The following is a 21,459-nucleotide window of genomic DNA, read 5'->3' as shown; positions in this document are numbered from 1 at the left end:
CATCTTACTTGCCTTCTTGGGCCAGGAGACCGTCGATTTCGTCGAGCTTGGATCGATTGGTCGTCACGAAAGAGGTAAATGAAGGGTCGACATCCTGGCCCCCCGTGCCAGCAGAAGCCTCGCCTTCGACAACAGGTTCCGGGGAGACGCCATGCGCTCCTTCCGGTTGCGCGGCCGTGGCGGCTGCAGCCTGTTCAGAAGTAATTTCTTGATTAGTATTATTAGGGGTGGAGCCTTGCGTCAGGCTTGCCGGATCCGGAGCCCTCAATATCTGCTCGGCAACGGAGCGAGCAGCTGCCTGCAGTGCCTGATCCTGCGGCGAGAGAGATGCGCCGGAGATATTGGCGATATATTTGGCCGCCTGGTCAATATCGTCGGTCGGGACGTTTGCCATGCCGTTGTAGAAATCGGCGAGTGGTCCGAATGGATTGTCGGTCCCCTCGCCCAGCGACTGAACGCGCTGAGCGGCCATACGGGCGAGATCAGGCTTTCCAGCAATCGCGGCAGCGCGCGCGACGCGCAGATAGACCTCGCGCTGGCGTGGGGCATCCATGAAGGAGAGGATATCGACAACCGTCTGTGGCTTCACATCGTGATCGTGGCTGACAATCAACTTCACGAAGAGATCGGCGAATTGGCTGGCATAGGGCGAATGGAGGAAGCGGCGGATATAGCGCTGCGAATAGGCAAGCCCCCTGTCGACCTGCCCGGTTTCGACGCAGATGGCGACCGAGCGGCGCAGCGCCGCCTCTTCCACGATCGTGCCGGGTGCGTCAAGGCGCGCCTTGTCATATAATGCAAGGGCATCCGTCGGCTTCGTGGCGATCATCACATTGCCGCCGATCAACGCCAGATAGGGGCCAATCTTCTTGCCTTCATATTCCTTGGCTGTTTCTTCCAGCGTCTTGGAGACAAGAAGGCCCTTGCCGCTCAGATATTTCCGCAACACATCGGTAACGCGATTGTCGAAGTAACCGTTGACGTCATGGGCAACGAGATATTCCAGCGTCTGAGGATTGCCGCCGCTCATTACATAGATCAGCGCGGCATCGACGTTGCGATCGTCATCATAGACGGACGGATCGACATTGCGCAGGCGCTGATCGATCTTGCCAAGCATGAAGCGCTGCATTTCGCCGGCGGAATGATCGCCCGTTACAACCGAGTCCTGAACGAACTGCAGCGAGCGCAGCATTTTGTACGGCGCGAGATCGTCCGCATCTGCGGCATGGCTGATGGCTGGCGACATCATCGCCAGGCCGAAGACCGCATATCTGAAATAGCGATGCTGCCTGCGCGTCATGCGACTATCCTTGATCTGCCTGCACGAGAATCTCGATCCGGCGGTTTGACGCGTTGTAGGGGTCATCAGGCAGCTTCAGGCGACGGTCGGCGAAGCCGGAAACCTGGGAAATACGCTTCTCGTCGAGGCCGCCGCGAACGAGCATGTAATAAGCGCTCTGGGCACGGTCCATCGAAAGGCGCCAGTTCTCGTTGAGATCGCCCTTGAACGGCCGCCCGTCCGTATGGCCGCGGATGGCAACCGCTCCGCCCCTCTGCTTCAGGATCGCACCGATCTTCTGCATGGCGAGGACCATCTCCTGGCGCGGCACAGCAGAGCCGATATTGAACATGGAATCGTCGTTCTGGTCGGAAATGCTCACCAGCAGGCCGCCCTCGGACGCCGTCACCGTCAGGCCCTCGGCGAGCTTGCCGGCAACACCGGAGATCTGCTGGGCAATCTCCTGCTGCAGTTCCTCGGCCTGCTGCTTTTCTTCGGCTTGCTTAGCCTCTTCCTTCTTGTCGGCGTCCTTGGTCTTGTCCGCCTGCTTGTCCTTGGTCTTATCCGCCTTCTTGTCGGCCTGCTTCTCTGTCGAAGCGGCGACGGCAGCGCTGTTGGGATCCTTGCTCAACAGAGTGGAAGGCTGGGAATTTTCGGCCTTGGCGAGCTCATTCGGTTCGGCCTTTGAATCGAGCGGCGAAGGCTGCTGTGGCTTGCCGGCAGTCGTAACTTCGACCTGCTTGGTCCAGAAATCCGGATCGAACGGGTCGCGGTAGGCCTCGCCGCCATCGGCGCCGGTCGCCGGACCCGAATCCGCCGCACCGCCATCGCCCTTGGCGCTGACGTTTGCCTGCTGGCCAACTTCCTGGGCAATCTCGGCAAGAACCGAATAGGGGTTCTCGAAGAAATCGGCTTCCGAGTAATTGGTCTTGTCGCCGGAGGTCGAGGTCTGATCGTCGCCGTCGGCGGCAGACTTGCCCTGGTTCGGATTCTCTTCCTTTTCCTTCGACTTTTCTTGGTTCTGCTCGCCTTCAGCCTGGTCGACCGGCTTCTTCAGACCCTTTTCCGTCGGCTTTTCATCCGAAAGTTTGATCGGATTGAAATAGGTCGCGATCGAGGCCTTGGTTTCCTCGTTGGCGGCGTTGACGAGCCACATCACCAGGAAGAAGGCCATCATTGCCGTCATGAAGTCGGCATAGGCGATTTTCCACGCACCGCCGTGAGCGCCGTCATGATCTCCACCGCCATGTTTCTTGACGATGATGATCTCGTTCTTTCCGTGGTGATGGTTTTCGCCGTCGCTCATTCGGAAACTTTCTTCAAGCTGGCCGCCCAGGCGGAAATGCGGGTCACGAGTACGGTCTCGCCGATCTCGGCAGCAAGGTCGATGTCATCAGCCTCATGATGGCGGACCAAGGCGGCATGTTCTCCGAGTTCATCCTTGAGGATATCGAAAAGCTTGGCCGGACCGCGCACGACGACCGGCACCGCCGCACCGTCGAGGATCGCCTCGCGCAGCAGAACGGCAAGATTTTCGGCAGCTTTCTTCGCGAGCGCCTCGGTCATCACAGGTGCGATTGCCGCCGCGGTCACTTCGCTGACGAGCGTAGCAATCTCTTCGGCCATGTCGCGGATGCGGGAAGCGATCACCGCAGCCGCTTCGATTTCGTAGCGAAGCCTCAGTTCCTCGATCTCACCGGCATGCGCCTCGGCGGCGGCCCGGGCCTCGCTTTCGTATTTTTCGGTCAGGTCCGCAGTGGCTGCCGCGAAGCCCTCGGAAAAGGCCTCGCGCCGCTCTGCCTCGACGTCGACCTCGGGCTCCTGCGGCAATTCCGCAAACGCGGAGGCGGTTTCGGTCGCGAAATCATCTACATCGATGATCGGTGCCGAGGGACTCGGCTCACCGAAATCCTTCAAATACCGGGAAAGCATAATGCTCATAAAAAACCGTCCAGTATTCGGGATGCACGCGGCATGCCCCCGCTTGAAAAATGACCATGTCCTTGCCGGCATGCCGTTCCGGTTCGGAAGAGGCCTGGGGCCTGTTGCCGGCATGGATTCGGACGCTGCCTTCATGCCGGAAACTAGAAACCCAAACTTGCGCGAGGATGAATGGTACCGCCCTCGCGCCGATCGTTATTCGAGCAGGATCAGAATTTTGCTGGCGGACGTATTGAGGATGGAGATCGCTTCAACGGCCATCTGCTTCTGAGTTTCAATCGCCTTCTGGCGGGTCGAGGCCTCGTCCATATCGGTGTCGACGAGGGCACCGACACTCTTGTCGATAGCGTCGGACAGGTCGGCTGTGTAGTCGATCTGGTCGTCGATGCGGGCCTTCATGATACCAATCCCTGCCGCCGAATTCGTGAGCTGCTTCAGCATGGAGTCCGTAGCCGTCAGCATATCCATGAGCTGCGAGTCGGTGGTCGACTTGCTGATCGAGATTGCCGTGCCCGTCGCCGGCGTCCCGGAGTTCGCATTCAGGAGATAGTAGTTGCGCACCGGCGTGCCATCGACATTGCCGTTGACATCCTTGGTAAACAGGCCGCCACTGGCATTAGTCTTGTCGATCAGGATGGTCTGGGATGACGGAAAGTCGACGGTCTGGGCCTGATACTCGCCGGTCGGGGCGCGTACGAAGCTGCCGATGATCTTCCATTGCGGGGGCGCCGCAGGCTCGCCGTTCAACAGCCAGTTTTCGCCGGCGAAGGCCGTTCCCTCCACCATCGTCTGAAGCTGGTTCTTGTATTCCGTGATTTCCGCATTGATCTTGTCCTTGTCGGCGCCTGGCTCCCGCGCGGCAACCAGCTTGGCTCTGAGATCGCCGAGAAGATCGATGGCGGAGTTCATCGCCGTATAGGTCGAATCGACCTTCGCCGCGCCGAGGCCGAGCGCATCGCCGATGGTGCCGAGATTGGTGCTGTCGCCGCGCATGACGCTCGCGATCGACCAATAGGTCGCATCGTCGGACGCGGTCGCGACCCGTTTTGCCGTGGAAATCTGCTGCTGTACGTCGCTTGATTCTTTATTGATGCTGCGCAGCACTGCAAGCGCACTCACCGCGGCCGCGTTGGTAATCTTGACGGTCATCGACATGGTCTCGGAAAGGTGAAGGGATCAGGCCGGTTTGCCGGCAGCGACTGAAATGGCATCATGCCGCCGGCGGGTCCCCCACGCCGGTGTGTCGCAAAACAAATCAACTCCCGGCAACGTTAACCTGATATCAACCACTTCCGCAAGAGCGGAAACGGGAATAAAGCAGCGTCGCCGAAGATCCAACAAGCCATTGAAATAAAACGAAAACCGCGCCGTTTTGGCGCGGTTTCCAGGCTGCCGCGAAATGGCGGCACAAGGTTTGGTCCAGCTTCGGCCGCCGCCTTAGCTGCGGAAGAGCGTGAGGACGTTCTGAGCGCTGGAATTTGCGATCGAAAGTGACTGGATCGCCAGCTGTTGTTGCGTCTGCAGCGCCGTAAGCCTGCTCGATTCCTCTTCCATGTCGGCGTCGACGAGGCGACCGACACCCGAGTCGATCGAGTCGCCGAGGGCCGCGACGAAGTTCTCCTGCAGCTCGATACGGTTGGAGATGGAGCCAAGCTGAGAGGCTGCCTTCGTCATTGCCTCCAGGCCTGCTTCGATTGCCGTCAGCGCCATGGCGATTTCCGGCTGACCGAAGGAGGTGATGTTCATGGTGTAGATCGAGCCGATCGTACCGTTGGAGGTACCGATAATGCCGGTGCTCGAGTCGATTGTGCCCGTCGTGGTCATGCCGAACAGGACGTTGCCGTTGGAAGACGAGTCCAGGACATAATCGGTCGTCTTGACCGAGACATTGCCGTTGCCGTCGCGGACGAAGGTGGAAACGACGCTCTTGGTCGTGTTGCCGGCAACCCAGTTTTCACCGGAGAAGGAAGCCGACTGGGAGATGCTCATGAGCTGAGCCTGGAGCTGGCTGATTTCTTCCTGGATCTTGGTCTTGTCGACGCCTTTTTCAGTTGCCGCGACGATCTTGGACTTGATTTCGCTGACGACGTCGATGGCGTTGTCCATTGCCGTGTAGGCCGTGTCGACCTTTGCGGCGCCGAGACCGAGAGCGTCGGACACTGCGGAAAGAGCCTTGTTGTCCGAACGCATGGTCGTTGCGATGGACCAATAAGCTGCGTTGTCTGCTGCCTTTTCAACGCGATAGCCGGAAGATACGCGATTTTGAGTATCCTGAAGATTATTGCTGATGCCGCGGAGTGTCTGGAGAGCGGCCATGGCCGCGACGTTGGTCAAAATGCTGGTCATGAAATGATTGCCCCTTGTTGGCAGACATTAATAAAAGGGACATTCGGGAATAGCGCCCGGGAACGACGATCAGCCTTCATGCCTGTTAACCCGTTCTTAAATTTGGTTAACTCGTCGTCTCGTTGAGACGCAGAAAATAGCAATATGGTTAATCAATCGTTAACGGAAATTAAAAAAAGCCGCGCTCCATCGAAGCGCGGCTCGATTTCGATAGGACCCGCCGGTTACCCGGCGGGTTATATTTCGAGATCCTATTAGCCGCGGAAGAGCGACAGGATGTTCTGCGAAGAAGAGTTGGCGATCGAGAGAGACTGGATCGCGAGCTGCTGCTGCGTCTGGAGAGCAGAGAGCTTGGAGGACTCTTCTTCCATGTTGGCGTCGACGAGGCGGCCAACACCGGAGTCGATCGAGTCGGAGAGCGAGTTGACGAAATCGTCCTGCATGGTGATGCGGGTGGAGATCGAACCGAGCTTTGCACCGGCAGAGGTCATGGCCTTCAGAGCGTTTTCAACGGTCGTCAGAGCCGTGCCGAGGTCGCCGAGGGTCATGCTGGTGATGTCGAGGCCGTAGACCGAGCCGGTCGGGCCGTAGGACGAGCCGAGGATACCCGTGGAGGTTTCGACCTGACCGTTGGTCATGCCGAACATGACGTTGCCGACCGAGCTGTTGTCCAGGACGTAATCGGTCATCTTGACGGAAACGCCGTTCGAGCCATCGCGAACGAAGGAAGAAACAACGCTCTTCGTGCCGTTGGCGCCAGCAACCCAGTTTTCACCGGAGAACGAAGCCGACTGAGCGATGCTTACCAGCTGGTCCTGCAGCTGGTCGATTTCTTCCTGAACCTTCTTCTTGTCGACGCCGTTTTCGGTAGCGGCAACGATCTTGGCCTTGATTTCGCCGACGACGTCGATAGCGCTGTCCATGGCGGTGTAGGCAGTGTCAACCTTTGCAGCGCCGAGGCCGAGGGCGTCGGAAACAGCCGAGAGAGCCTTGTTGTCCGAACGCATGGTCGTTGCGATCGACCAGTAAGCAGCGTTGTCGGAAGCCTTCGCGATACGGTAACCAGAGGAAACGTGGTTCTGCGTCGTGTTGAGGCCCTGGTTGATGCCGCGCAGCGTCTGGAGAGCAGCCATTGCTGCGTTATTGGTGTTGATGCTGGTCATAGTTTTCTTGCCCCTTTTGGCAGATTTGAAGAAGGGACATTCCGGATTTGGGCCGGCCCACAGCGATCAGCTTCATGCCTGTTAACCATTCTCGTCAGGGTTAACTCGCCGTTTCGATGGGCTTAGAAAACACCAAGATGGTTAAAGAAAACTAAATTCAAAAATGGAATTTCGTAAAAATATCTGATACTTAGAAAGGTTTTCATTAACTGAAAATTAAAACATTCGAGGCCGGGGTTACCCGGCCTCGACGTTTTTGGCGATGTTGCTGGACCGCTCTTAGCGGAAGAGCGACAGGATGTTCTGCGAAGAAGAGTTGGCGATCGAGAGAGACTGGATCGCGAGCTGCTGCTGCGTCTGGAGAGCAGAGAGCCTGGAGGACTCTTCTTCCATGTTGGCGTCGACGAGGCGACCGATACCGGAGTCGAGCGACTTGCTGAGCGAGTTGACGAAATCGTCCTGCATGTTGATGCGGGTGGAGATCGAACCGAGCTTTGCACCGGCAGAGGTCATGGCCTTCAGAGCGTTTTCAACGGTCGTCAGAGCGTTGCCGAGGTCGCCGAGGGTCATGCTGGTGATGTCGAGGCCGTAGACCGAGCCGGTCGGGCCGTAGGAGGTGCCGAGGATACCCGTGGAGGTTTCGACCTGGCCACCGCTCATGCCGAACATGACGTTGCCGACCGAGCTGCTGTCCAGGACGTAATCGGTCATCTTGACGGAAACGCCGTTCGAGCCATCGCGAACGAAGGAAGAAACAACGCTCTTCGTGCCGCTGGCGCCAGCAACCCAGTTTTCACCGGAGAACGAAGCCGACTGAGCGATGCTTACCAGCTGGTCCTGCAGCTGGTCGATTTCTTCCTGAACCTTCTTCTTGTCGACGCCGTTTTCGGTAGCGGCAACGATCTTGGACTTGATTTCGCCGACGACGTCGATAGCGCTGTCCATGGCGGTGTAGGCAGTGTCAACCTTTGCAGCGCCGAGGCCGAGTGCGTCCGAAACAGCGCCGAGAGCCTTGTTGTCCGAACGCATGGTCGTTGCGATCGACCAGTAAGCAGCGTTGTCGGAAGCCTTGCCAACGCGGTAACCCGTCGAAACGTGGTTCTGCGTGGTATTGAGGCCCTGGTTGACGTTACGCAGCGTCTGGAGAGCGGCCTGGGCGGAAGTGTTCGTGTTAATGCTCGTCATAAGTGTGTCCCCTAGAAAAACTAGATACAAAAAGGAGGACATACCGGACTATAAATACCGGCGATGACGGACCAGCTTCATGCCACTCGGTGCCTTTATCTCTTGGCCCAAACCCGTCATGTCGAGGGCAATCTCGCAGCCAATACTTGCCAACTTCTTAAAAGCCGAGGGGTCGGCCAAGTCGCTTCAATTCCATGGTTAATGTTACTTGAATTTGTCTTCCAGGAAGCAGCTTTCCCGGAAAGCGGGTATGCGACTGCACCGGTTTCAAGCAAGCTTCGAATGCCAGTATGGCAGAAGCCGGGATAGTATCGTCGGGCAACCTGCTTTTAGCGGGACGGTCCGATTGCGCGCCCGTCGATCACCATTTCATGCCGGAACATTTCCTCACGGAGTTAGGTTTTGAACAGCAAAGTTTCGTTCTCGGCGGCATCCCGCGACTATCAGGCGGGCCGCTATACACAATCTCTGGCGACGCTCAACCAGCTCATCGACACTCAGAAGGACGCCAAGACCTACGCCCTCCTGGCCAAGAACCTGTTGCAACTGGGCTTCAAGTCCGATGCAGCCAAGGCCTATGGCCTCGCAGCCGACTGCGCCGGGCAAGGCGGGTTCGAATTCCTGAAGACTGCCGCCAAACTCCACCTGGAAGCCGGCAACGACGACGACGCCCTGCTGATCGCGATGCGCAATCTCGGCAAGGCTCAGGAAGATGCAGAACTCGCATTCATTATCTCGACGATCTATGTACGCCGGCAGCGGCGGGATCTGCTGCGCCCGTTCAAGAAAATCCTGTCCGAGAGCATGAACCCGGATCATATGCGCCTTGCCGCGCTGCTGCTCAACGACGACCTCATGGACGAGACGAACCAGCAGCTCGCCCGCAACCTCTTCCGGCGCTTCCCGGGCAACCTCGCCTTCCGTTTTCTGTATCTCGTCTGCGTGCGCGAATTCAACGAATTCGATGAGGCGAACAAACATCAGGCGCCTATCGACGCTGCCCTTGCCAAGGGCGACATCGACACGCTGAGGAAGGACAACCCGTTCTATCATCTGCATTGGTGCGGCGACGAGGATTTCAATCGCTATGCGACGATCGGCACGCAGCCGCTGGACCCGGTGCGCGTGGATTATCGACGCGGTCTGCCGCATACCTGGTCCGACAAGATCCGCATCGGCTACATGTCCTCGGACTTGTGGGACGGTCACGCGACGATGAAGCTGCTGCAGCGGGTTCTCGAGCTTCATGATCGCAATCGGTTCGAAATCACGCTCTTCGATCACACCCAGCCCGAGTTTCTGGAGAAGAACGTCGCCGATCGCAGCCGCTGGGGCAAGATCGTCAACACATACGGCCTGTCGGACGCCGCTGTCCTGAATGCCGTTCGCGCCGAGAACATCGACATCATGGTCGACCTCAAGGGCCACACCTCGGGAAGCCGCGCGTCGTCCTTCAATCAGCCGCTGGCGCCGATCCAGGTCGCCTGGCTGGGCTTTCCCGGCAGCACGGTCAATATCGACCTCGACTACGTCATTGGCGACCACTCGGTGCTGCCTGACGTCGCCAAGCCCTTCTATCACGAGAAATTCCTGCGCATGCCGGAAAGCTACCAGCCGAACGATCCGGCAAACCGCCCGCGGCCGCAGCCTGTCACGCGGGCAGAGCTGGGCCTCCCGGAAGATGCCTTCATCTTCGCCTCGTTCAACGGCAACCGAAAGATCACCTCCGAGGTCGTCGACAGCTGGTCCAGGATCCTCAAGCGTGCGCCCGACAGCGTGCTCTGGCTGATGGCAAATACGTCCCGCAACAAGGACAATCTGCTGGCGCGCTTCCAGGCCAATGGTATCTCCGCGAAACGGATCATCTTCTGCCCGCGTGCGCCCTATGAAGTTCATATCAGCCGTCAGCAGGCGGCCGATCTCGGCATCGATACATTCCCCGTCAATGGACACACGACCACCTCGGAACAGCTCTGGGGCGGCCTTCCTGTTCTGACGATGAAGGGCACGAACTTCGCCTCACGCGTCAGCGAAAGCCTGTTGAGGGCAATCGATCTGCCGGAACTCGTCGCCGACGATCTCAGTGCCTACGAGGATCTCGCCGTCGAGCTCGCGCTCAATCCGGAACGTGTCGCGGGCTACAAGAACCATCTGAAGGACAAGCGCTACATCGCGCCGCTCTTCGATGCGGAACGTTTCTGCCATCATCTCGAGCGCGGCTACGAGCTGATCATCGAGCGGCGGAAAAACGGCCTCACCCCCGACCACATCGACGTTCCCGCCCTACCGTCGCGCACCGAGCCTTTCGGCTCGAACGACTGAGGCCATCGTCATTGCAAACACGAAGCCCGCCGGAGCGATCCGGCGGGCTTCGTGTTTGTGAGAAAGGGAATGCGGCAAACTGACTGGGAGCCTGACCTTGCCCGTCAGCTGAAGGAGCGCACCAGACTTCCGACCAGAAGGTTCCAGCCGTCGATCAGGACGAAGAAGAGAATCTTGAATGGCAGCGAGATCGAGGTCGGCGGCAGCATCATCATACCCATGGCCATGGTGATCGTCGCAACGATCAGATCGATGACGAGGAAGGGCAGGACGATGAGGAAGCCGATTTCGAAACCGCGCCGAATCTCCGAGATCATGAAGGCAGGCAGCAGGATGCGGTAGTCGATCGGATCTGTCGTCTGGATATTCTGGCCGCGCTCGCGGGCTAGGTCGGCAAAGAGCGCGAGATCCTTGTCACGCGTATTGGCAGACATGAACGTGCGGAACGGTTCGGCGATGCGTTGAACCGCCGTTGATTCATCGATCTGGTTTGCAAGCAGCGGCTGGACGCCGTCCTGCCAGGCCTTATCGAAGGTCGGCGACATGACGTAGAAGGTCATGAACAGCGAGAGCGAGAGAAGGATCATGTTCGACGGGGTCGAAGACAGGCCCATGCCCGTACGCAGGATCGAAAAGGCGATGATGAAGCGCGGGAAGCTCGTCACCATGATGAGGATGCCCGGCGCGACCGAAAGCACGGTCAGAAGGCCAAATGTCCTGATGATCCAGGCGGCGGCGGAGCCGTCGACCGGGATATTCAACAGATCAGTCGGAAGCTGCTGTGCTACCGCCAGTTCCGGCACCGCCATCATGGCGGCAAGGAAAACTATGAGTCGAATCATTCGATGACAAAGGTCCTGAACATGACCTTCGATACGCGCCCTTGAGAGCGAAGGTCAACACGTTCCTGGATGTCATCCTTGAGATATTGAAAGCCCCGCGGCCCTTCGATCTGCTGAAGGGAAATGGTCCTGATATAAGCGAGGATATCCTGGTGAATATCCTCGGCGACCTTGACATCCGGCGGCCCGTTGAACATCAGCGCCACCTCGAGTCGGATCCAGTTTTCCGAGGGGTAAGCCAGGTTCGAGGTGACCGGGTCCAGCACGACGATGTTGTTGGCTTCCGTGGCGATTTTCGGAAGGCCGCCCTCGGCCTTCTTCTTGGCCTCGGCCTCCTTCGCCTGTTCGGCCTCGGTGGCGCTGCGGATGTTCGGAGCTACCATGTTGCCGACCGCCCAGCCGCCGCCGGCACCGACAAGCGTCAGCACGGCAATGCCGATGATCGTCATCACCGTGCCCGACTTCTTCTTTTTGCCTTCGTCCGTTTCGTTGTCTGCCATTTTGGTTCAGCCTCAAAGCGGCGAGAAGAGATCGACGGCCTGCTGGCCGCGCGGCGGCTGCTGCACTTCCATCAGGCGGCCGCGGCCGCCGTAGGAAATGCGGGCTTCTGCGATCTTGTCATACGAGATCTGGTTGTCGGAATTGACGTCCTGCGGACGTACGATACCGGCGACGTTAAGGATGCGCAGTTCCTGATTCAGGCGCACTTCCTGCGAGCCGCTGATGACCAGGTTGCCGTTTTCGAGGATGCCGGTAACGACCGCCGCCACCAACAGGTTGAGCTTGTCGGTGCGCTCGATCTTGCCCTTGCCGTCCGTGCTCGTGTCGGAACCGTAGGTCAGATCCGTCTTGGACTGTGGTGTCCAGCCGAAGACCTGCGCGTTGACGTCCCAGTTCATCCCGCTTGAATTCTTGCGGCTGCGGTTGGTCTCGTTGTCGAAGGAGCCCTTGTCGTTGATCTGGATATCGACCGTCAGGATATCGCCGACGTTGAGCGCGCGCGCATCCTTGAAGAGCGCGGCCTGCGAATCGCTCCACAACGAATAGCCCTGCGCAACCGCGCGCGGTTGCTTCGGATAAAGCGCCATCTGCGGCGTTTGGCCATAGGCAAGACCGCTGCCGATCGGGCTCATGGAAGGCGCGCGGCCGATCTCGTTGACTGCCGTGGATTGGCAGCCAGCAAGGAGGGCAACAGCGGCGATCACAGCCGGTAAACGCTTATTCATGAAGGATCCTTCGAGGTATTGGGATCAGATGCACTTGCGATGATGCTGGCGATGTTGGCAGCCTTGGTGGAATCCATCTCGTTCAGGATCAGGCTGGATTGGCGCGGCCCAAGCCGCATGATGACGGCTGCGGCCAGTTCTGGCTTGACGTCCTGCAGTTGAAGGGCTGCCGCATCCGGCTTCATCTTCTTATAGATGTCCGTCAGGCCGGCCTCGGCCTGCTTGAGGAAATCGTCGCGCCGCTTCAGCCAGTCCTGGTATTCGGCCTTGCGCCTGTCCATTTCGGCAACGCGGCTGTCGATATCGGCGCGCAGCTTTTCGAGCTCCTGCCTCTGCAGGAGATAGCGCTGATCGCGAGCCGGATCGGCGATATTCGTGCAGAACTGCTTGACCTCGTCCGTCGAGGTGATGTCGCCTGCCGGCGCCACTTCCTGGGCGAAGGCGCCGGGAATGGAAAGTAGTACGAGGCCCGCGGCCGGCAAGGACAGCCGGCGCAACAGCTGGACGACAGGATTCTCGCTCTTGACCTTGATCATTGCAGCACAAGCTCCGCTTGCAGGGCGCCTGCAGACTTGATGCCCTGGAGAATGGCGATGATGCCATCCGGTTTGACGCCGATATTGTTCAGACCGGCAACGAGGGTGCGCAGGTCAGGACCGTCGATGATCGCAACCCGGCCGCCCGTTTTCTGGGCCTGGATATCCGTCTGCGGCTGGACGGCCGTCTCGCCGCGAGAGAACGGCTCCGGCTGGATGATCTGCGGCGTTTCGGTCACCTGCACGGTCAAAGTTCCATAGCTGACGGCGACCGGCGAGACGCGGACATCCGAGCCGATGACAATCGTGCCGGTGCGTTCGTTGATGACGACCTTGGCCGGCGTGTCAGTTTCGACCACGAGATTTTCGATATCGGCCATCAGGCGCGTGAGATCGGCCTCGCGTGGCTTCTCGATGACGACTTCCTGCGAATCCTTGGCTTCGGCGACCGGGCCGCCGAAGCGTGCCTTGGCATAGCCATTGACGATATCGGCGATACGGATCGCCGTGGAGAAATCCGGGTTGCGCAGCTGCAGAACGAGATTGACCGAATCCTTGAAGCGGGATGGCAGCTCGCGCTCGATGATCGCGCCGCCCGGCACTCGACCGGCCGTCGTCACGCCTTCGGTCACGGTCGCCGCCTGTCCCTGGGCCTGGAAGCCGTTGACGATGGCTGCACCCTGAGCGACGGCATAGATCTGGCCGTCGGCGCCTGAGAGCGACGTCATGACGAGCGTACCGCCGCGCAGCGACGTCGCGTCGCCGAGCGAGCTGACCGTCACGTCGATCCGGCTGCCGGGGCTTGCGAAGGGCGGCAGGTTGGCCGTGACCATGACAGCCGCCGTATTCTTGGCATTCGACTGGCTGCCCTGGGTGGAAATGCCGAGGTTCTGCAGCATCGCGCGCATGGACTGCTCGGTGAAGGGCGAAGCGCGGAAGCCGTCACCTGTACCCTGCAGACCAACGATAAGGCCGTAGCCGATAAGCTGGTTGTCACGGCCGGCCTGCAGCGAGGCAATATCCTTGATGCGGGACGTCAACGCCCAGGCAGGCGCGACATCGGTCAGGCTCATCGCCAGAACCGCAACCAGGCTCAGAATACGAAAGAAGAAACTCATTTTGCCCTCACATGGACCGTACCATCGGCGAGCACGGTGCCGCTGACGATGACGCCGGAGTCCATATTGCGTGCACGGATCATCTGGCCGGTCGCACCATCTTCAAGGGGCGAACCGGCAGCGGAAATGGTCATCTGGCCGAGCTGGAAGACCAGGCGGATGTTGGAACCGCGCGTCACGGTATAGGGTTCGCGCAGGGCGGAGATCGAAATCGTCCGGCCCGGCAGGAGCGTGCGCTTGGAAACGTACCCTTCGACCTGCGAGATCGACTTTGCATAGTCGCCGGCGAGGTTGGGATTCGTGACTTCGACTTCCTGAAGCTGAGAGTTCGAAATCGTGTCGCCGGGGTAAATGATCGTCGTCGGGACGACGGCATAACCCATGCCGGCATCCGCTGCGACCGGCACGAACATGCCGGCGATTGCGATCGTGGCCGCAGCCACCCATCCCTGGACGTATCCTGCCCGGCGAAACATCATGTTCGGCCCTTCCCTCTTACTTCAGGTTCTTGCTGACGATGGATGCCATTTCGTCAGCGGTGGTGATCACCTTGGAGTTCATTTCATAGGCGCGCTGGGCCGAGATCAGTTCGGTGATTTCTTTCACCGGGTCGACGTTCGACGATTCCAGGTAGCCCTGCTTGAGGTAGCCCATGTTGTCTTCATCGGGATTGCCGATGACGGCATCGCCGGATGCCGGGGTTTCCTGGAAGAGGTTGTCTCCGATCGGCTTCAGGCCGGCCTCGTTGACGAAGTCGGCAAGCGTGATCTGACCGAGCGTCGTCGGATCGGTCTGGCCGGGCAGCTTGGCGGTCACTTCGCCGGAGCGGCTGATCGTCAGTTCGGTGGAACCCTGCGGGATGGTGATGCCGGGGATGACCTCATAGCCGTCGATGTTGACCAACTGGCCCTGGTCGTTCTTGTTCAGCGCACCGGCGCGGGAATAAAGCGTCGTGCCATCGGTCGACTGGATCTGGAAGAAACCCTTACCGACGATTGCGACGTCGAGGTCGTTACCGGTCTGGGTCAGCTCACCCTGGAGATGCAGATTGCGAACGGCAGAGGTCTGAACGCCGAGGCCGATATTGGCACCTTCCGGCACGATGGCCTGGTTGGCTCGGTTGGCGACACCCTTGGCGCGCTCCGTCTGGTAGAGAAGGTCGGTGAATTCTGCGCGGGCGCGCTTGAAACCGGTCGTATTGATGTTCGCGATGTTGTTCGCGATGACTTCCAGGTTGGTCTGCTGGGCATCCATGCCCGTTGCTGCGATGGCGAGCGCTCTCATGTGTTCGTCCTCAAATCAGTTACATCTGCATCTTGGTGACTTCGAGGAAGGCCGAAACGACCTTGTCGCGAATGGCGATTGCAGTCTGAAGGGTCTGTTCCGCCTGCAGCATCGAATCGACGACTTCGCGTGTGGAAGCCGTGCCCTTGATGCCGGCGAAGGACATGTTTTCCGCACCCTTGAGGCTGCTGACGGCTTGGGTCGCCATGTTGCCCATGACGGAAGCAAAGCTCAGGCCGCCGGATGCACCGGCCGCAGCAGACGAGGCCGCAGTCGTGGAGGAGGCGGAATTTTCGGTATCGATGGCGCCGAGGGCGCGGGTCATCGAAAGATTGCTGACATTCTGTACGCTGCTGATCATTATTGTCCGCTCTTCAGGAGATCGATCGTCGAGGAGATAAGGTCGCGAGTCTGCTTGATTGTCTGCAGATTGGCGTCATACGAGCGGTTGGCTTCACGCATGTCGGCCATCTCGATGAGGATATTGACGTTCGGCATCTTGACGATGCCCTTGTCATCCGCAGCAGGGTTGCTCGGGTCGTATTCCTTGGTGAAATCGCCTTCGTCGGTCCCGATCTTCTTGACGTTGACAGTCTCGACGCCGCTGGTGCGATCGAGCTGCTGGCCGAAGGTGATCGTCTTGCGGCGATAGGGATCGGCACCCGGCGTGTCGCCGGTCGAACGGGCGTTGGCGATGTTTTCCGAGACGATACGCAGACGTGTCGACTGCGATTCGAGCCCGGAGCCTGCGATTTTCATTGCTGCTGAAAGCGGATCCATCCGTCTACTTCCTTACCGTCATCAACATCATTCGATGAAAGGAACTGACGAGCGAGGTGTTCAGGTCATACTGACGCTTGATCTCGCCCGACTTGGAGAGTTCTTCGGCGATACCAACGGTGTTGCCGGATTCCTGGACACCGATTTCCTGATCGAGCGCGGCGTCCTTGACGTCGATATCGCCGCTCGTGCTGAAATCGTTGCCGCTCAGATGCATCGGATTGGTGCGCGCCATGGTCACGTCCGACTGGTCGAGCACGGCCTGGAAAGGCGTCACATCCTTTGCACGAAACTTCGGCGTGTTTGCATTCGCGATGTTGCCGGCAACAACCTCCTGACGGATCGTCAGCCATTCCGCCTGCTTTGAAGCCAAGTCGAAAAGTTGAATCGGTTGCATGAGAACTCTCCGTTTTTACTAGGCCGAACCTAGGGCGGTAATCTTGCGTGGGACTTACGGTAAATGCAGGATTTGCAGGCCATTGCTCGAGGTTACTTGCAGACATCGACCAACCGTCGCCCGACCGTTTCTCCGACACGGGCCTGCAGCGATTCACCTTTTGTCTGAACTGAAGCGTGTCACGATCCTCAGGGTTCGCCACCAACACTTCAGGCCTTGATTTCGCACGTCTTTGTCGCAGAACCGCTGCCCGGTTTTGCGCGGCATGCTTCAGTTGTTCTGGTAGATCTCACCCTTGGAGGTAACGATCACCCACTTGCCATCGCGCTGTTCCAATGTGGCAAGGCGGCTTTCGTCAGGCAGGATCGAGCCGACGCGCACGACATACATGCCGGAGGGATCCTCGATGAGGGCCCGGCCGTTGGCCACGTGCAGCAAACGGAAAGAACCCTTGCCGGGGAAAGGCTGGTCCTCCATCAAGGCGTCGCCGTTGCGCTCCTTACCGAGCTCGGAAACGGTTGCCGTCGTCAAATTGTCGATCGGCGGGACTTTCTTGCCCTCATCGTTCTTGTTGACCATGGCGAGCGGCGATACGCTGAAGACGTTGCGCGCCGGCCAGTCTGGCAAATCGCGGGAGGCATTGCTGTCGGCGACGTTGATGCCGAACTTGTCCTCGTTGAAGAAGACGTACCAGGGGAAGAAGGCGGACGCACCGGCAAGTGCCAGACCCAAAAAGGTCAGCGCGCGATCGAGCAGCACGCCTTTGTTGCGCTCTTTCAGTGCGGCTATCCGTTCGTCTTCGAAATCGGCCATGATCAGGCCCTCCTTTGAATAGGCGCACTCGGAGTGGGTACGCCGGCGGCGGCCTTCAGAGCACCGGCAAGATCCGCGAAGGCATCGAGCGATTCTCGGTCTCCGGGAGACTGTTTCAGGACGTCATAGATGATCGGCACCTGCCTGACCGCCATGTCGAGATCGGCATCAGCGCCCGGGCGGTAGCCGCCGATAAGGCGCAGGTCGCGCGTTTCCTCAAAGCGGTGGATCAGCACCTTGAGGCGCGAAACCAGCTTCTCCTGATCCGGGGTCCAGGCCTTGCGGGCAAGACGCGAGATGGATGCAAGCGGATCGATCGGCGGGTAGCGCCCCTCCTCCGCCAGGCTTCGCTGCAGAACGATATGACCATCCAGAATACCGCGCGTGGAGTCGGCGATCGGATCGTTATGATTGTCGCCATCGACAAGGATGGAAATGATCGCGGTGATGGTGCCCGCACCTTCCGCACCGGGACCGGCGCGCTCCAGAAGGCGCGGCAGCTCGGTAAAGACGGAGGCCGGATAGCCGCGCGCAATCGGCGGCTCACCGGAGGCGGTCGCGACTTCGCGGATTGCATGGGCAAAACGCGTAACGCTGTCGACGATGAAGAGGACGTTTTCACCCTTGTCTCGGAAGTGCTCGGCGATGGTTACGGCCGTCAGCGGCGCCATCTTGCGCAGCATCGGGCTCTCGTCACTGGTGGCAACGACCGCAATCGCCTTCTTCATATCGCTGCCGAGCGTATCCTCGATGAATTCGCGGACTTCACGACCACGTTCGCCGACCAGCGCGATCACCACCTTGTCGAAAGCATCGGCACGAGCCAGCATCGATAGCAGCGTCGATTTGCCGACACCGGAGCCGGCGAAGATGCCGAGGCGCTGGCCGAGGCAGAGCGGCGAGAAAATATCGATCGCGCGCACACCGGTCTTGAACCCTTTTTCGACGCGCTGGCGCGTCATTGAAGGCGGCGCAGTATTCGAGATCGACCGGCGGTCCAGGCCTTCAGTGATCGGGCCGAGCCCGTCGATCGGCTCGCAGAGGGAATTGATGGTGCGACCACACCAACTGTCCGACGGGGAGATGCGGAAGGCGCCCTTGCGGATGACAACGTCATGGATGCCGATCGGCTCGCCCGGTTCGATGGGGCAAACATAAACCAGATCCGGCTCTACCCGGACAACTTCGCCAAGATGGATACCCGTCGCGGATTTATGGGCGACGAACTCGCCAAGACGCACATACCTCGAAAGGCCGCGCACGGTATAGTGACCGGCTGCGATCGTATGAACGCGGCCGCCATGCGTCACAGAGAATTCTGGCGAGGCATAGCGTTCTGCAAGGGCGCCGAGATGCGTCAGCTTCGGCGAGAGTGCGTCTTCGGTCAACAGCGTGGTGTTCATGCTTCACGCCCTGCCTTAGCGGCTGCCGCCCAGCGTCTGAACCGCTTCCTTGAAGGAATCTTCGCTGTCGCGCATCAGGGACGAGACGCTTTCGAAAGCGCGGTTCACTTCGATCAGCTGCGTCATCTCATGCATCGCATTGACGTTGGAATTCTCGAGGTAGCCCTGCTCGACACCGACATCGAAGCGATCGACGACGGCACGCGGCTGCTCTGTCGTCATGACACCGCTATTTTCGTAGCGCAGGAAACCCTTGTTGAGATCCGCTTCGAAGAGGCCAAGCGAGCCGACCTGGCGGTCGTTCTGGTAGATGATGCCGTCGGTGCCGACCTTCGGTTCGCCGCCGGCTGTGTTGAGGACGATGGGCGCACCACCCGCATCGAGAACCGGATAGCCGCGGGTGGAAACCAGTTCGCCGGTATCGCGCATCGTGAAGCGGCCGTCCCTTGTCAGAACGCGGCCCGCCGGTGTGTCGAGAGAGAACCAGGCATCGCCCTTGATGGCGAAATCGAGCATGTTGCCCGTGTGCTGCATCTCACCATGGGAAGTGTCCATGTAGTCGTTGCCCTGGGAGACGAAGGCGACCTTGGTGTTCGTCTTGTTCTCGTTGTTCGCCATCATTTCGTCGAACTTTACCTCGGTGCCGCGAAAACCGGTCGTGTTCACGTTGGCCATATTGTCGGCGATCGTCGTCAGGCGTTTTTCGAGAGCCATCTGGGACGACAGGGAAACGTAAAGACCGGATTGCATGTCGGTAAGCTCCACATTGGCGATAAACGGGACGAAACACCGGGCTCCTTTTCGTTCGGCCACGGGTTCCGCTGAGCGGCATCTCAGACATGGGCGCGCATAGGCCCACTCGTCACGTTCAATATGAAGGCAAATCCTTGCGCGAAACTGGCAGCGCAAATGCATACGCCAAAACGGCATTCATCAGCCTCACGCAAGGCACAAATCCTATCCGTCGCAAAGAAAAGCAACGTTCAGATTGGGCTGACGATGAATATTATTATCGGATTTGTAGTTGTCTGCGGCTGTATCGTCGGTAGCTTCATGGCCATGGGCGGCGAAGTCGATGCTCTTTTTCAGCCCTTCGAATTCCTGATCATCGGCGGCGCCGGCCTCGGCAGCTTCATCATGGCGAACCCCATGAAGGTGGTGAAGGACTCCGGCAAGGCGCTCGGCGAAGCCTTCAAGCACTCCGTTCCCAAGGAGCGCAACTACCTCGACACGCTCGGTGTGCTCTATTCGCTGATGCGCGACCTGCGTACGAAATCGCGCAACGAAATCGAAGCGCATATCGACAATCCGGCCGAATCGACGATCTTCCAGCAGGCTCCGACAGTTCTGAAGAACAAGGAACTGACGGCCTTCATCTGCGACTACGTGCGCCTGATCATCATCGGCAATGCCCGATCACACGAGATCGAGGCGCTGATGGACGAAGAAATCAACACCATCCTTCATGACAAGATGAAGCCTTACCACGCGATCCAGATCATGGGCGATTCGTTCCCCGCCATCGGTATCGTCGCGGCGGTTCTCGGCGTCATCAAGGCCATGGCGCATATCAATGACTCGCCGGAAGTGCTCGGCCACCTCATCGGTTCGGCACTCGTCGGCACATTCCTCGGCATTCTGCTTTCCTACTGCGTCTGCTCCCCGCTGGTCTCTCAGATCAAGGTCGTCCGCTCCAAGCAGCACCGCCTCTACGTTGTCGTCAAGCAGACCCTGCTTGCCTACATGAACGGCTCGGTGCCGCAGGTCGCCCTCGAATACGGCCGCAAGACGATCTCGGCGTATGAACGCCCGTCGATCGACGCAGTGGAACAGGAAATGATGAACCCAGGTGGCGAAAACAAGGCAGCTTAAATGACTATGAGCAATGCTTCGCATGACAACCAGACAATGGATCCCGCCCTTCTTGCCAAATTGACCGGCGGTCTCGGTGACAGGGGCAGGGTTGCCAAGCTCTGCAGTTCCTTCGGCGACATATACAGCGAATTCTTTCCCGACGTCCTGAAAAGCGAAACCGGCCTCGATGTGACAGTCGGCTATCTTGGCTGCGAGATCGGCTACAAGAATCACCTGATCGACGATCTCAGCACCAACATGACGCTGGTCGATGCGACGCTGCGCAATTGGTCGCAGAACATCACCATCGGCTGTGGCAACGGTTTCATCATCACCCTGATGGAGCACCTGCTTGGGGCCACTGCCGAAACGATCGAGGAACCGGCCGACCGGCTTCTCTCCATTATCGAACTCGATCTCGCCGGCATGGTGTTCGACAAGATTTCCAAGGTGCTGCGCTCGGCCGTGAACGCGCCAGGCGGATTCGAGCCCAGCCTCTCGGCGCCCTTCGCGCATGAGGCCCGTGTGCGTCCGCCGGAAGATCGCACCGACGAATTTGCCGCTGCGATCAACATGTCGATCACGCTTGCCGGCATCGTTTCCGAATTCAGCCTGATCGTGCCGCAGACGGCACTGCTCAAGACGACGGTTTCGGCCCCGAAGCCGAAGAAGCAGCCCAGCAAATCGCCCGAGTTCACCGAGCAGATCGGCGACCAGGTTCGCCGCTCGCAGGTCACCCTCGAAGCGAAGATCCATCTCCAGGACCTGACATTGCGGACGATTTCCAAGCTAATGGCTGGCGATGTCATTCCTTTCCGGGACAGTGGCGACGTGCGCGTTGAAGTCAGCGCCAACAGCCGGGAATTGTATGTGTGCGAGTTCGGGCGTTCAGGCGACAACTACATGGTGCGCGTGAAAGACACCATGAATTCGGATGACGAGCTGATCCGGCACTTAATGAATTAAT

At 59.1% G+C, this 21,459-nt stretch carries 23 protein-coding genes; 3 read left to right on the top strand and 20 right to left on the bottom strand.

Annotation, left to right across the window (positions count from 1 at the left end; all coding sequences use genetic code 11):
• Positions 1–4: 4 nt before the first annotated feature.
• The 7 genes from motC to FHT93_RS13950 form a co-directional block, all read right to left on the bottom strand.
• Positions 5–1,303 carry a chemotaxis protein MotC gene (gene motC / locus FHT93_RS13980; RefSeq protein ID WP_183847997.1) on the bottom strand — a complete coding sequence of 433 codons (1,299 nt, stop codon included), beginning with the start codon at positions 1,301–1,303 and terminating at the stop codon, positions 5–7.
• Positions 1,304–1,307: 4 nt separating this feature from the next.
• Complete coding sequence (locus FHT93_RS13975) at positions 1,308–2,588, bottom strand: MotB family protein (RefSeq protein WP_183847995.1); 1,281 nt, start codon at positions 2,586–2,588, stop codon at positions 1,308–1,310.
• Positions 2,585–3,223 (bottom strand): hypothetical protein, encoded by a 639-nt coding sequence (locus FHT93_RS13970; protein ID WP_183847993.1) that lies wholly within the window; start codon positions 3,221–3,223, stop codon positions 2,585–2,587. Before FHT93_RS13970 ends, FHT93_RS13975 begins: the two co-directional genes overlap by 4 nt.
• A gap of 195 nt (positions 3,224–3,418) precedes the next feature.
• A complete protein-coding gene (locus FHT93_RS13965; protein WP_112541972.1) occupies positions 3,419–4,372 on the bottom strand; it encodes a flagellin in 954 nt (317 codons plus the stop codon).
• A gap of 288 nt (positions 4,373–4,660) precedes the next feature.
• Positions 4,661–5,569, bottom strand: a complete 909-nt coding sequence (locus FHT93_RS13960; RefSeq protein ID WP_112541515.1) for a flagellin — start codon at positions 5,567–5,569, stop codon at positions 4,661–4,663.
• Positions 5,570–5,823: 254 nt separating this feature from the next.
• Positions 5,824–6,732, bottom strand: coding sequence for a flagellin (locus tag FHT93_RS13955; protein ID WP_112541516.1), 909 nt, complete (start codon positions 6,730–6,732; stop codon positions 5,824–5,826).
• Positions 6,733–7,011: 279 nt separating this feature from the next.
• On the bottom strand, positions 7,012–7,917 hold the full coding sequence (locus FHT93_RS13950; RefSeq protein WP_112541517.1) for a flagellin: 906 nt from the start codon (positions 7,915–7,917) through the stop codon (positions 7,012–7,014).
• Between the two features lie 402 nt (positions 7,918–8,319).
• Between FHT93_RS13950 and FHT93_RS13945 the strand changes: the two genes are divergently transcribed.
• On the top strand, positions 8,320–10,239 hold the full coding sequence (locus FHT93_RS13945; protein WP_183847991.1) for a glycosyl transferase: 1,920 nt from the start codon (positions 8,320–8,322) through the stop codon (positions 10,237–10,239).
• 104 nt (positions 10,240–10,343) lie between these two features.
• Here FHT93_RS13945 and fliP read toward each other — a convergent pair whose 3' ends face one another.
• From fliP to flgF, 13 genes are all read right to left on the bottom strand, one after another.
• A complete protein-coding gene (fliP, locus tag FHT93_RS13940; protein ID WP_112541519.1) occupies positions 10,344–11,081 on the bottom strand; it encodes a flagellar type III secretion system pore protein FliP in 738 nt (245 codons plus the stop codon).
• Entirely contained in the window at positions 11,078–11,581 is a 504-nt protein-coding gene (locus tag FHT93_RS13935) for a flagellar basal body-associated FliL family protein (RefSeq protein ID WP_112541520.1), read from the bottom strand. Before FHT93_RS13935 ends, fliP begins: the two co-directional genes overlap by 4 nt.
• A gap of 12 nt (positions 11,582–11,593) precedes the next feature.
• The gene (gene flgH / locus FHT93_RS13930) at positions 11,594–12,307 is read right to left on the bottom strand and encodes a flagellar basal body L-ring protein FlgH (RefSeq protein WP_112541521.1); all 714 of its coding nucleotides are present in this window, start codon (positions 12,305–12,307) and stop codon (positions 11,594–11,596) included.
• On the bottom strand, positions 12,304–12,843 hold the full coding sequence (locus FHT93_RS13925; protein ID WP_183847989.1) for a MotE family protein: 540 nt from the start codon (positions 12,841–12,843) through the stop codon (positions 12,304–12,306). The genes flgH and FHT93_RS13925 overlap by 4 nt, the downstream gene beginning before the upstream one ends.
• Positions 12,840–13,961 (bottom strand): flagellar basal body P-ring protein FlgI, encoded by a 1,122-nt coding sequence (locus FHT93_RS13920; protein WP_112541523.1) that lies wholly within the window; start codon positions 13,959–13,961, stop codon positions 12,840–12,842. Before FHT93_RS13920 ends, FHT93_RS13925 begins: the two co-directional genes overlap by 4 nt.
• Positions 13,958–14,440 (bottom strand): flagellar basal body P-ring formation chaperone FlgA, encoded by a 483-nt coding sequence (flgA, locus tag FHT93_RS13915; protein WP_183847987.1) that lies wholly within the window; start codon positions 14,438–14,440, stop codon positions 13,958–13,960. The genes FHT93_RS13920 and flgA overlap by 4 nt, the downstream gene beginning before the upstream one ends.
• Positions 14,441–14,456: 16 nt before the next feature.
• Entirely contained in the window at positions 14,457–15,245 is a 789-nt protein-coding gene (flgG, locus tag FHT93_RS13910) for a flagellar basal-body rod protein FlgG (protein ID WP_112541525.1), read from the bottom strand.
• A 19-nt stretch (positions 15,246–15,264) separates the two neighbouring features.
• The gene (locus FHT93_RS13905; RefSeq protein ID WP_112541526.1) at positions 15,265–15,606 is read right to left on the bottom strand and encodes a flagellar hook-basal body complex protein FliE; all 342 of its coding nucleotides are present in this window, start codon (positions 15,604–15,606) and stop codon (positions 15,265–15,267) included.
• Positions 15,606–16,025 carry a flagellar basal body rod protein FlgC gene (flgC, locus tag FHT93_RS13900; protein WP_112541527.1) on the bottom strand — a complete coding sequence of 140 codons (420 nt, stop codon included), beginning with the start codon at positions 16,023–16,025 and terminating at the stop codon, positions 15,606–15,608. The genes FHT93_RS13905 and flgC overlap by 1 nt, the downstream gene beginning before the upstream one ends.
• 4 nt (positions 16,026–16,029) lie before the next feature.
• On the bottom strand, positions 16,030–16,422 hold the full coding sequence (flgB, locus tag FHT93_RS13895) for a flagellar basal body rod protein FlgB (protein ID WP_112541528.1): 393 nt from the start codon (positions 16,420–16,422) through the stop codon (positions 16,030–16,032).
• Positions 16,423–16,692: 270 nt separating this feature from the next.
• Complete coding sequence (locus FHT93_RS13890; RefSeq protein WP_112541529.1) at positions 16,693–17,235, bottom strand: flagellar protein; 543 nt, start codon at positions 17,233–17,235, stop codon at positions 16,693–16,695.
• Between the two features lie 2 nt (positions 17,236–17,237).
• A complete protein-coding gene (gene fliI / locus FHT93_RS13885) occupies positions 17,238–18,638 on the bottom strand; it encodes a flagellar protein export ATPase FliI (RefSeq protein WP_112969851.1) in 1,401 nt (466 codons plus the stop codon).
• Between the two features lie 15 nt (positions 18,639–18,653).
• Positions 18,654–19,388, bottom strand: coding sequence for a flagellar basal-body rod protein FlgF (flgF, locus tag FHT93_RS13880; protein WP_112541973.1), 735 nt, complete (start codon positions 19,386–19,388; stop codon positions 18,654–18,656).
• A gap of 249 nt (positions 19,389–19,637) precedes the next feature.
• On the opposite strand from flgF, the gene motA reads away from it, so the two are divergent.
• Together motA and FHT93_RS13870 are read left to right on the top strand one after the other, a co-directional pair.
• Complete coding sequence (gene motA, locus FHT93_RS13875) at positions 19,638–20,510, top strand: flagellar motor stator protein MotA (protein WP_037071050.1); 873 nt, start codon at positions 19,638–19,640, stop codon at positions 20,508–20,510.
• On the top strand, positions 20,511–21,458 hold the full coding sequence (locus FHT93_RS13870) for a FliM/FliN family flagellar motor switch protein (protein WP_112541531.1): 948 nt from the start codon (positions 20,511–20,513) through the stop codon (positions 21,456–21,458).
• Position 21,459: the final 1 nt, after the last annotated feature.

It is taken from the genome of Rhizobium sp. BK379, from assembly GCF_014193955.1.
In the GTDB taxonomy this organism is placed as follows: Bacteria; Pseudomonadota; Alphaproteobacteria; order Rhizobiales; family Rhizobiaceae; genus Rhizobium.
The sequence above is the reverse complement of the archived record's forward strand: the minus strand, read 5'-3'. Positions and strand labels throughout refer to the sequence as shown.

Excerpts from the sequence above, each read along its gene's own strand:
- FHT93_RS13975 (WP_183847995.1), bottom strand. The coding sequence starts at position 2,588 with ATGAGCGACGGCGAAAACCATCACCACGGAAAGAACGAGATCATCATC.
- FHT93_RS13970 (WP_183847993.1), bottom strand. The coding sequence starts at position 3,223 with ATGAGCATTATGCTTTCCCGGTATTTGAAGGATTTCGGTGAGCCGAGT.
- FHT93_RS13905 (WP_112541526.1), bottom strand. The coding sequence starts at position 15,606 with ATGATCAGCAGCGTACAGAATGTCAGCAATCTTTCGATGACCCGCGCC.
- fliP (WP_112541519.1), bottom strand. The coding sequence starts at position 11,081 with ATGATTCGACTCATAGTTTTCCTTGCCGCCATGATGGCGGTGCCGGAA.
- flgG (WP_112541525.1), bottom strand. The coding sequence starts at position 15,245 with ATGAGAGCGCTCGCCATCGCAGCAACGGGCATGGATGCCCAGCAGACC.
- flgC (WP_112541527.1), bottom strand. The coding sequence starts at position 16,025 with ATGGATCCGCTTTCAGCAGCAATGAAAATCGCAGGCTCCGGGCTCGAA.
- FHT93_RS13935 (WP_112541520.1), bottom strand. The coding sequence starts at position 11,581 with ATGGCAGACAACGAAACGGACGAAGGCAAAAAGAAGAAGTCGGGCACG.
- FHT93_RS13950 (WP_112541517.1), bottom strand. The coding sequence starts at position 7,917 with ATGACGAGCATTAACACGAACACTTCCGCCCAGGCCGCTCTCCAGACG.
- fliI (WP_112969851.1), bottom strand. The coding sequence starts at position 18,638 with ATGAACACCACGCTGTTGACCGAAGACGCACTCTCGCCGAAGCTGACG.
- FHT93_RS13920 (WP_112541523.1), bottom strand. The coding sequence starts at position 13,961 with ATGAGTTTCTTCTTTCGTATTCTGAGCCTGGTTGCGGTTCTGGCGATG.
- flgH (WP_112541521.1), bottom strand. The coding sequence starts at position 12,307 with ATGAATAAGCGTTTACCGGCTGTGATCGCCGCTGTTGCCCTCCTTGCT.
- FHT93_RS13890 (WP_112541529.1), bottom strand. The coding sequence starts at position 17,235 with ATGGCCGATTTCGAAGACGAACGGATAGCCGCACTGAAAGAGCGCAAC.
- motC (WP_183847997.1), bottom strand. The coding sequence starts at position 1,303 with ATGACGCGCAGGCAGCATCGCTATTTCAGATATGCGGTCTTCGGCCTG.
- FHT93_RS13965 (WP_112541972.1), bottom strand. The coding sequence starts at position 4,372 with ATGACCGTCAAGATTACCAACGCGGCCGCGGTGAGTGCGCTTGCAGTG.
- flgA (WP_183847987.1), bottom strand. The coding sequence starts at position 14,440 with ATGATGTTTCGCCGGGCAGGATACGTCCAGGGATGGGTGGCTGCGGCC.
- motA (WP_037071050.1), top strand. The coding sequence starts at position 19,638 with ATGAATATTATTATCGGATTTGTAGTTGTCTGCGGCTGTATCGTCGGT.
- FHT93_RS13870 (WP_112541531.1), top strand. The coding sequence starts at position 20,511 with ATGACTATGAGCAATGCTTCGCATGACAACCAGACAATGGATCCCGCC.
- FHT93_RS13955 (WP_112541516.1), bottom strand. The coding sequence starts at position 6,732 with ATGACCAGCATCAACACCAATAACGCAGCAATGGCTGCTCTCCAGACG.
- FHT93_RS13960 (WP_112541515.1), bottom strand. The coding sequence starts at position 5,569 with ATGACCAGCATTTTGACCAACGTCGCGGCCATGGCCGCTCTCCAGACA.
- FHT93_RS13925 (WP_183847989.1), bottom strand. The coding sequence starts at position 12,843 with ATGATCAAGGTCAAGAGCGAGAATCCTGTCGTCCAGCTGTTGCGCCGG.
- flgB (WP_112541528.1), bottom strand. The coding sequence starts at position 16,422 with ATGCAACCGATTCAACTTTTCGACTTGGCTTCAAAGCAGGCGGAATGG.
- flgF (WP_112541973.1), bottom strand. The coding sequence starts at position 19,388 with ATGCAATCCGGTCTTTACGTTTCCCTGTCGTCCCAGATGGCTCTCGAA.